The sequence below is a fragment of the Janthinobacterium sp. FT14W genome, from assembly GCF_009208755.1.
Taxonomy (GTDB): domain Bacteria; phylum Pseudomonadota; class Gammaproteobacteria; order Burkholderiales; family Burkholderiaceae_D; genus Janthinobacterium; species Janthinobacterium violaceinigrum.
This window is the reverse complement of sequence record NZ_WFLL01000083.1, coordinates 1-9,068: the sequence shown is the minus strand read 5'-3', so window position 1 is coordinate 9,068 and position 9,068 is coordinate 1. Positions and strand designations below refer to the sequence as shown.

The following is a 9,068-nucleotide window of genomic DNA, read 5'->3' as shown; positions in this document are numbered from 1 at the left end:
CGCGGGGAATGCCGCCGCCGCGCCGCAACAGGCCGCCGGCCCGGGCGCGCGTGCGGGGCAGGTCTGGATATTGCACGACGGCAAGCCGCGCCGCCTGCCGGTCGCCATCGGCCTCGAGGATGACGCGTATGCGCAGATCGTCGGCGGCCCCTTGCGCGCAGGCGATGCGGTGATCGTCTCGGAGCGGGCCGATGCCGCACGCCGCGGCCCGGCCGCGCCCATCGGCCTGCCGCCGCCGGGGCGCTAGCATGGATGACGCCTGCATCGAGCTGCGCAACGTCACGCGCACGTATCGCGTCGGCGAGGTCGATGTGCAGGCCTTGCGCTGCGTTAACCTGAGCATCGGGCGCGGCGAGTTTGTCGCCATCATGGGGGCATCCGGTTCGGGCAAGTCGACCTTGATGGCCATCCTCGGTTGCCTGGATCGTCCCAGCAGCGGTGAATATTTCTTTGAAGGACGGAATATCGCGCAATTGCGCGAAGCGGAACTGGCGCAGATCCGCAGCACCTGCCTGGGATTCGTCTTCCAGAGCTTCAACCTGCTGCCGCGCACCAGCGCGCTGGAGAACGTGGCCTTGCCCCTGTTTTACGCCGGTCCGCTGGCGGCGCAAGGCAGCCGGCGCGTAGAGCGGGCCCGCGCCGCACTGGCGTTGCTGGGACTGGCCGAGCGCGAGCGCAATACGCCGGCACAATTGTCCGGTGGGCAACAGCAGCGCGTGGCCATTGCCCGCGCCCTGATCAATACGCCCCGCGTGCTGCTGGCCGATGAGCCGACCGGCAATCTCGATACGCGCACCTCGCACGAGATCATGCAGACGCTGGCGGCCCTGAACCGCGGGCAGGGCGTCACCATCGTGCTGGTCACCCACGAACCCGACATCGCCGCCTATGCGCAGCGCGTCGTGACGATGCGCGACGGCGCGGTGCTGTCCGACGTGCCCACGGCGGGCAGCGCGGCACCGGCGCCAGCGGCCGGCGTCGCCCCGGGCGTGACGCCGGCGGCGCCGGCCAGTGCGGCGCACATTGCCGCCTCCTGGTCATTCCTGCGGATGTTGCTGACGGCGGCGGCCCAGGCGTTGCTGCGCAACAAGACGCGCTCGCTGCTCACCATGCTCGGCGTCTTCATCGGCGTGGCCGCCCTGATCGCGATGATCGCTGTGGGACAGGGCGCGAACGATGCCGTGCGCCGCCAGATCGAGAGCCTGGGCACCAACCTGTTCGTCGTCGTGCCAGGCGCGGCCACCAGCGGCGGCGTGCGGGCCGGCTTCGGCAGCGCTTCGACGCTGACGGTGGCCGATGCCGAGGCCATCGGCCGCGACAGTACGCAGGTTGGCGCCGTCAGCTACCTGATCCGCCAGAGCGGCCAGGTGCAATATGGCGACCAGAACTGGACCACTGCCATCCAGGGCGTGACGGCCAGCTATCCGGCCGTCACCAACTGGCACCTGGCGGAAGGGCGGGGGCTGAGCTATGACGACGACCACGGTGCCGCTCTCGTCGCCGTCATCGGCGAGACCGTGCGTCGCCAGCTGTTCGCCGCTGACGAAAGCCCCGTCGGCGCCACCATCCTCGTGCGCGGCATGCCGCTGCGCGTGGTCGGGCTGTATGCGCCCAAAGGCCAGACGGCGTACGGCCAGGACCAGGATGACCTGGTGATGATCCCGTTCGGCACGGCCGAGCGCAAGATACTCGGCGTGGCGGCGCCCACCCAGCAGGCGAATGCCGGCTCGCCGTATCCGCCGGCGCCGAATCCTTTCGGCCTGCAGGCCAGGCTGACGGGCTATGTCAACCAGATCTACGTGCAGGCGGCCGGCGCGGCCCAGGTGCATGCGGCGATCGACGAGGTGAACGCCATCCTGCTGCGCCGCCACCGCATCCGGACCGGCGATACGCCCGATTTCAATGTGCGCAACCTGAGCCAGATCGCCGATGCGGCCGAAGGCAGCAGCCGGGTCATGGCCGCGCTGCTGGCCGTCGTCGCCTCGATCTCGCTGCTCGTCGGCGGCATCGGCATCATGAACATCCTGCTCGTCTCGGTGACGGAGCGCACGCGCGAAGTGGGCCTGCGCATGGCCGTCGGCGCCCACCGCAGTCACGTGCTGCTGCAGTTCCTGGCCGAGGCGGTCTTCATGAGCGTCATCGGCGGCATGGCCGGCATCGCTGCGGGTATCATCGCCACCGGCATCATCTCGGCGCTCGCCAAATGGCCGACCGTCATCTCGCCAGCGGCCGTCGCGGGCGGTTTCCTGTTCTCGGCCGCCGTCGGCATCTTTTTCGGCTACTACCCGGCCCGCAAGGCGGCGCGCCTCAATCCGATCGAGGCCCTGCGTTATGAATGAGCGCGCCTGTCATCCGCGCCCGCCGTGCGCGCGACGCGCCGTGGCGGCGGCCCTGGTCGCGCTGGCGGCGTCGGGCTGCACCGCCGGGCCCGATTTCGTGCGGCCCGCGGCCCCGCCGTTCGAACACTACACGCGGCATGACGGGGCCATCCTGGCGCATGGGGAGGGCGGCGCCGCGCAAAGCTTGCGTGGGGGACAAGCCGTGCCGGCACGCTGGTGGCAGGCCTTCGGCTCGCCTGCGCTCGATGCGCTGGTCGCCATGGCGCTCGATGGGAGTGCCAGCCTGGCAAGCGCCCGCGACACCGTGGCGCAGGCGCAGCATGTGCTCGACGCGGCGCGCGGCGCCCGCTATCCGCGCATCGATTTGACGGCCTCGGGTGTCCGCGCCAAGGGAGGGAGAGACGGCGGCCTGGACCGCGTCGCCAATGTCCTGTCCTTTGGACCGGCATTGAGTGCCGACGCCGACGCGTTCGGCGCAACGCGGCGGCGCATCGAGCAGGCCCAGGCACTGTCAGACTATCAATTTGCGCAATGGCAATCAGCACGCCTGAGCCTGAGCGGCAATACCGTACGGCAGGCAATCACCCTGGCGGCGGCGCGCGAGCAGATCGCCGCCGTGGGCGACATCATCGCCGTCGACCAGCGCAACCTCGACCTGGTGCGCCTGGCGGCGCAGGCCGGCAAATCGGCGCGACTCGATGTCCTGACGGCGGAAAGCCAGCTCGACAGCGACCGCGCCCTGTTGCCGCCACTGCAACAGCAAGCCAGCGTGGCGGCGCATGCGCTGGCCGTGCTGGCCGGCAAGACGGCACCATGGCAGCCGCCCCCGTTCACTCTGCAGGCCTTCACTTTGCCGGCCCGGCTGCCCCTGGTGCTGCCGTCGCTGCTGGTGCGGCGCCGGCCTGACATCCTTGCGGCTGAGGCGCAATTGCACGCGGCCAGCGCGGCCATCGGCATTGCTGCGGCGCAACTTTATCCGGACGTCACCTTGAGCGCGCAGTGGACGGCGACGGGGGCGACAGCGGGCAGCCTGTTGGGCGGCGCCAGCCTGTGGAGCCTGGCCGCCAGTCTGGTGGCGCCCGTCTTCGATGCGGGCGTGCTGGCCGCCCAGCGTGCCGCCGCCACCGATGCCTATGCCGCACAGCTGGAAGCCTACCGGCAGACCGTGCTGCAAGCGTTCGGCCAGGTTGCTGATGCGCTCGAGGCGCTGCAGCACGATGTCGCCCTGCTGGAGGCGCAGCGCAAGGCGCTCGAGACGGCGCTGGCCGTGCTCGGACTGACGCAGCAAAGCTACCAGGCGGGGCAGGCCAGCCTGCTGCAATTGCTGGAAGCGCAGCGCCTGTACCAGCAGGCGCGCCTCGGCCATGCGCGTGTTCAGGGGCAGCGCCATGCGGATACGGCGCAGTGGTTCATCGTCATGGGCGGAGCGCAGCCAGATCAACTACCGTGAGGCAAGGACATGCATGCAGGGACGGCGCAGCAACAGGGGGCAGCAATTGAGATGCGGGCACTGACGCGCTGTTTTGGCGACCTGGTGGCGGTCAATCACGTCAGCCTGGCTATTGATTCAGGGCTGGTCTTCGGCCTGCTTGGCAGCAATGGCGCGGGCAAGAGCACCCTCATCAAAATGTTGACGACCTTGCTGCCGCCGAGCGCCGGCACGGCGCTGGTGGCCGGCTACGACATCCGCCGCGCAGCCCTGGAAGTGCGGCGCCACATCGGCTACGTGTCGCAGATGCTGTCGGCCGACGGCGAACTGAGCGGGTATGAAAACTTGCTGATTACGGCCAAGCTGTACCGTATCCCGCGCACTCAACGCGGCGAACGGATACGGCAGGCGCTCGCCTTCATGCAGATGGAGGGCGCCGCCGATCGTCTGGTGGGCCATTATTCCGGCGGCATGGTGCGGCGCCTGGAAATCGCGCAAGCCATGCTGCACCGCCCGCCGGTACTGTTTCTCGACGAGCCGACCGTCGGCCTCGACCCCACGGCGCGCCGTGGCGTCTGGCAGCACATCCGGGATTTGCGCCGGCAATTCGGCACCACCATCCACATGACCAAGCAGGACATGGGTGAAGCCGATCGACGGTGCGAGCGCCTGGCCTTCATGCATCGCGGCATGATGATCGTGCAAGGCACGCCGGCCGATCTGAAGGCGCAGCAGGGTAGCGGCGCCACCCTGGACGATGTATTTATTGCGTTGACGGGCGCGTCGATGAGCGAAAGGGAGGATTACAAGAATGTTGCCCAGGTCCGCCGCACTGTCCAGCGCCGTGAATAGGCTGGGGCGCATGGCTGGCGCCATCGGCCAGATGCTGGCCGTCGCCGAGGCCGATGTGCGCAAGCTGCGCCACGATCCGCTGGAGCTGTTCACGCGCATGGTGCAGCCGGCGCTGTGGCTGCTGATTTTCGGCCAGGTGCTGGCGCGCACCCGCGCCATGCCAACCGGTCCGGTCGGCTACGTGGCTTTCGTGGCGCCCGGCATCCTTGCGCAAAGCGTGCTGTTCGTCGCCATCTTTTACGGCGTATCGCTGATCTGGGAGCGCGACCTGGGCATCTTGCATAAATACCTGGTCAGTCCGGCACCGCGCTACGCGCTGGTGCTGGGGCGGGCATTGTCCTCCGGCGTGCGCGGCGTGTCGCAGGCGCTGGTGGTGTACGCGCTGGCGGCGGCGCTGGGTGTGCCCTTGCGCACGACGCCATGGGATGCAGCCGGCGTGCTGTCGATGGTGATGCTGGGATCGGCTGTCTTTTCGACCTTTTCCCTGCTCGTCGCCTGCCTCGTGAAGACGCGCGAACGCTTCATGGGCATAGGCCAGGTGCTCACGATGCCTTTGTTTTTTGCCAGTAACGCGATCTATCCCCTCAGCCTCATGCCGGACTGGCTGCATGCGTTCGCCATCGTCAATCCGCTGACGTACCAGGTCGATGCCTTGCGGCGGCTGATGATCGAGCAGGTACCCAGCACCTTCGGACTGGTGACGGACTTTGCCGTGCAAATCGTGGCGCTGCTGTTGTTGACCCTGCTGGCAACCCGCCTGTATCCGCGCATTATCAACGGCTGAGGGGGAGGCGGCGGTGCCAGCGCCGCAGCGGCGCTTTTCCTCGCTTCAGGCGTTGCAGCGGCATAGCGCAGGGCGGCGTCACGGCGAAATCCGGGCCGCGCAAGCGGATGGAGGGAACAATGTCGACACACGGTGGGCAGGCGCAGGAGCAACGCCGGCAGGCTGAAACGGCAGAGCTGCGCGCCTTGAGCCGGCTCGATGCCGAGGCCTGCTGCGCGGCACTCGGTTCCTCGATGGCGGGGCTGGACCGGGACAGCGCGCAGGAACTGCTGCGGCGTCATGGCCCCAATGTCGTCAACCGGGACGAGGCGCCCGGCATGGCGCGCCAATTGTGGCAGCGCGCGCGCCATCCCCTGAACACCTTGCTGCTGGCGCTGGCTGCCGCCGCCTACTTCCTGGGCGACGCACGGGCGGCGCTGTTGATTGTCCTGATGACCTTGCTGGCGATCGGCATGTCTTTCCTGCAAGAATATCGGTCGAGCGCCGCCGCCGCGCGCCTGCGCTCGATGGTCAGGAACAGCGCCAGCGTGCGCCGGCGCGGCGCGGACGGCCAGGCCGCCTGCACCGACGTGCCCATGGCAACGCTGGTGCCCGGCGATATCGTGCTCCTGGCGGCCGGCGACATGATTCCCGGCGACCTGCGCCTGCTCGAAGCGAAGGATCTGTTCATCAACCAGGCGGCGCTCACGGGCGAGGCCATGCCCGCCGAAAAGTGTGCCGGTCCTTTCGCCCTCGCCGTCGAGTCGCCCTTCGACTTGCCGAATATGTGCTTCATGGGCGAAAACGTGCTGAGCGGCTATGCCACGGGCCTCATCGTGCGCACGGGCGGCAGGACTTTTTTTGGCGAACTGGCCGGCCAGGCGGCCGGCAGGCGGCCCGCCACGGCCTTTGATGTGGGCGTGCGGCAATTTACTTGGCTGATGATACGCTGCATCGCCGTCATGGTGCCCTTGGTCGTGCTGATCAATGGCCTGGGCAAGCATGACTGGCTGGAGGCGCTGATGTTCGCGCTGGCCGTTGGTGTGGGGCTGACGCCGGAAATGCTGCCGATGATCGTCACCGTCAACCTGGCGAAGGGGGCGCTGGCCATGTCGCGCACCCAGGTCATCGTCAAGCGCCTCGATGCGATTCAGAACCTGGGCGCCATGGATATCTTGTGCACCGACAAGACCGGCACCCTGACGCAGGACCGCATCATCCTCAAGCGCCACCTGGACTTGCATGGCCAGGAATCCGAGCGCGTGCTGCGCTATGCGTGGATGAACAGCCATTTTCAGTCCGGTTTGAAGAACCTGCTTGACGTGGCCGTGTTGGCGCATGTGGAATTGCACGGTTTGCTGGGCGTGGACGCCGGCTATGCCAAGGTCGATGAAATTCCCTTCGACTTTTCCCGGCGCCGCCTGTCCGTGGTGGTGGCGACGCCGGAAGGCGGCCACCTGATGGTGTGCAAGGGCGCCGTGGAAGAAATCCTGGCCGTGTGCACCCATTACGAAGCCGACGGCGGGCGTGGCGTGCTCGATGCCACGCATGTTGCCGCAGCGAATGAGCAGACACGGGCATTGAATGACGATGGCTTCCGCGTCGTGGCCATCGCCTACAAGGACATGGCCGACAGAAAGGATGCCTACCGTATCGCCGACGAGACCGGTTTGACCCTGGCCGGCTATATCGCCTTCCTCGATCCGCCCAAGGAGAGCGCCGCCGCCGCGCTCGGGGCGCTGGCAGCCAGTGGCGTGGCCGTGAAAATCCTAACGGGCGACAACGACGTCATTACCCGCAAGGTGTGCCGCGAGGTGGGACTGGCGGCGGGCGAGGTGGTGCTGGGCAGCCGCATCGACAGTCTGGACGACCCGGCGCTGGCCGACCTGGCGCAGCGCACGCGCGTCTTTGCCAAGCTGGCCCCGGCACAGAAGGCGCGCGTGGTGCGTTTGCTGCGCAGCAAGGGACACGTGGTCGGCTTTCTCGGCGACGGCATCAATGACAGTGCGGCGCTGTTGGCGGCCGACGTGGGGGTGTCGGTGGACGGCGCCGTCGATATCGCCAGGGAGGCGGCCGATATCATTCTGCTGGAAAAGAACCTGCTGGTGCTGCAGAGCGGCGTACGGGAAGGGCGCCGGGTATTTGCGAATATCACCAAATACATCCGCATGGGTGCCAGCTCGAACGTCGGCAACATGCTCAGCGTGCTGGGGGCGAGCCTGTTCCTGCCCTTTTTGCCGCTGGCGCCCATCCAGGTGCTGACGAATAACCTGCTGTATGATTTTTCGCAAACCGCGATTCCGACCGACAATGTGGATGCGGCCGACATCGCGCTGCCGCGGCAATGGGACATCCAGGGCATCTTCAAGTTCATGGCCCTGCTGGGGCCGGTCAGTTCCCTCTTCGATTACGCCACCTTTGCCATGATGCTGTGGCTGTTCGATGCCTGGCAGGATGCGGCTCTGTTCCAGACGGGCTGGTTCATCGAGTCGCTGCTGAGCCAAACCCTGGTCATCCACATCATCCGTACGGCGGGGGTACCGTTTCTGCGCAGCCGCGCCAGCGCCGCCCTGACGGCAACAGGCGCCATCGTCTGCGTGGCCGGCATCTGGCTGCCGTACTCGCCCCTGGCCAGCGTCCTCGGCTTTCGCCCCTTGCCCGCCGCGTACTGGATGCTGCTGCCGCTGCTGCTGTGCGCATACGGTGTGCTGGCCTATGCGGCAAAGCGCTACGTCGGGCGGCACTGGGGCATGTGAGCCGCAGCCGTCCCCGTCCGTCGCCATGCACGCGGCCTTCTTGCACGATTGATGTGTATCAAGGGGGACAACTGGCCGGCTCCTATGCTGGCAGGAGTGTCACGGGGCCTGGCTGGGCCAACATCAATGGAAACATGGAGGTACATATGCTGAGCGATACGGAAGTCAAAAAGAATGTCGAGCATGAACTGGACTGGGCGGCTGATGTGAGCGCCAGCGATATCGCCGTCTCCGTCAAGGCTGGGGTGGTCACGCTGTCGGGGTTCGCGCACAGCTTCGGCGACAAGATACGTGCCGAACGCTGCGTCAAGGGCGTGGCCGGGGTGGCTGGCGTGGCCAACGACGTCGAGGTGAGGCTGGCGGGCCAGGCCAGGCCCGATCCGGAAATCGCCCGCGACGCCGTGGTGGCCCTCAAGGCGCAGCTGCCCAGTTCGTCCGAGGCGATCAAGGTGGTGGTGCAGGATGGCGTGCTGCGGCTCGAAGGACCCGTGGCGTGGAATTATCAGCGCCAGCGGGCCGAGGAGGCGGTGCACAACGTGCGCGGCGTGCGCAGCGTCGTCAACCAGATCAGCTTGCGGCCCAGTGCATCGGCCGGCGAAGTGCGGCAAAAAATCATCTCGGCCTTCCAGCGCAGCGCCACCGTCGACGCGGCCCGCCTGACCGTCGAGGCGCACGGCCCGCGCGTCGTGCTGGGCGGCAGCGTGCGCTCGTGGGTGGAGCGCGAGGATGCGGAAAAAGCCGCCTGGAATGCCCCTGGCGTGACGGAAGTGGAAAACCACGTCAAAATCAATCCGACGCTGGCCTAGGGTCTATCTGACTGATTTCAGAGGAGCCATAGAATCATTGTTGCGATAATCACGACTGCCAGATAATTGTGTCCGCGTTTATCGTAGCGAGTTGCGACGGCGCGGAAATCTTTCAGGCGGTTG

General features: G+C 67.2%; 6 protein-coding genes and 2 pseudogenes. 7 read left to right on the top strand and 1 reads right to left on the bottom strand.

Features of this window, described 5'->3' with window-relative positions:
- The 7 genes and pseudogenes from GCN74_RS29020 to GCN74_RS27580 form a co-directional block, all read left to right on the top strand.
- Positions 1-247 (top strand): annotated as a pseudogene (locus tag GCN74_RS29020) (hypothetical protein); the annotation flags it as partial.
- Position 248: 1 nt separating this feature from the next.
- Positions 249-2,339, top strand: a complete 2,091-nt coding sequence (locus tag GCN74_RS27605; RefSeq protein ID WP_152259621.1) for an ABC transporter permease — start codon at positions 249-251, stop codon at positions 2,337-2,339.
- Positions 2,332-3,789: an efflux transporter outer membrane subunit gene (locus tag GCN74_RS27600; RefSeq protein WP_152259620.1), complete on the top strand. Its 1,458-nt coding sequence runs from the start codon at positions 2,332-2,334 to the stop codon at positions 3,787-3,789. Before GCN74_RS27605 ends, GCN74_RS27600 begins: the two co-directional genes overlap by 8 nt.
- Before the next feature lie 51 nt (positions 3,790-3,840).
- On the top strand, positions 3,841-4,620 hold the full coding sequence (locus GCN74_RS27595; RefSeq protein ID WP_226939265.1) for an ABC transporter ATP-binding protein: 780 nt from the start codon (positions 3,841-3,843) through the stop codon (positions 4,618-4,620).
- Positions 4,580-5,404 (top strand): ABC transporter permease, encoded by an 825-nt coding sequence (locus GCN74_RS27590; RefSeq protein WP_152259618.1) that lies wholly within the window; start codon positions 4,580-4,582, stop codon positions 5,402-5,404. Before GCN74_RS27595 ends, GCN74_RS27590 begins: the two co-directional genes overlap by 41 nt.
- A 119-nt stretch (positions 5,405-5,523) precedes the next feature.
- Positions 5,524-8,139 (top strand): magnesium-translocating P-type ATPase, encoded by a 2,616-nt coding sequence (gene mgtA / locus GCN74_RS27585; protein ID WP_226939264.1) that lies wholly within the window; start codon positions 5,524-5,526, stop codon positions 8,137-8,139.
- A 146-nt stretch (positions 8,140-8,285) separates the two neighbouring features.
- The gene (locus tag GCN74_RS27580; RefSeq protein WP_152259616.1) at positions 8,286-8,945 is read left to right on the top strand and encodes a BON domain-containing protein; all 660 of its coding nucleotides are present in this window, start codon (positions 8,286-8,288) and stop codon (positions 8,943-8,945) included.
- A 17-nt stretch (positions 8,946-8,962) separates the two neighbouring features.
- Here the strand turns inward: GCN74_RS27580 and GCN74_RS27575 are convergent.
- A pseudogene (locus GCN74_RS27575) lies at positions 8,963-9,068 on the bottom strand (IS5/IS1182 family transposase); the annotation flags it as partial.

What these genes read in the sequence shown, in the direction of transcription:
- GCN74_RS27605 (WP_152259621.1), top strand. Translation starts at nt 249, where the DNA reads ATGGATGACGCCTGCATCGAGCTGCGCAACGTCACGCGCACGTATCGC.
- GCN74_RS27600 (WP_152259620.1), top strand. Translation starts at nt 2,332, where the DNA reads ATGAATGAGCGCGCCTGTCATCCGCGCCCGCCGTGCGCGCGACGCGCC.
- GCN74_RS27595 (WP_226939265.1), top strand. Translation starts at nt 3,841, where the DNA reads ATGCGGGCACTGACGCGCTGTTTTGGCGACCTGGTGGCGGTCAATCAC.
- GCN74_RS27590 (WP_152259618.1), top strand. Translation starts at nt 4,580, where the DNA reads ATGTTGCCCAGGTCCGCCGCACTGTCCAGCGCCGTGAATAGGCTGGGG.
- mgtA (WP_226939264.1), top strand. Translation starts at nt 5,524, where the DNA reads ATGTCGACACACGGTGGGCAGGCGCAGGAGCAACGCCGGCAGGCTGAA.
- GCN74_RS27580 (WP_152259616.1), top strand. Translation starts at nt 8,286, where the DNA reads ATGCTGAGCGATACGGAAGTCAAAAAGAATGTCGAGCATGAACTGGAC.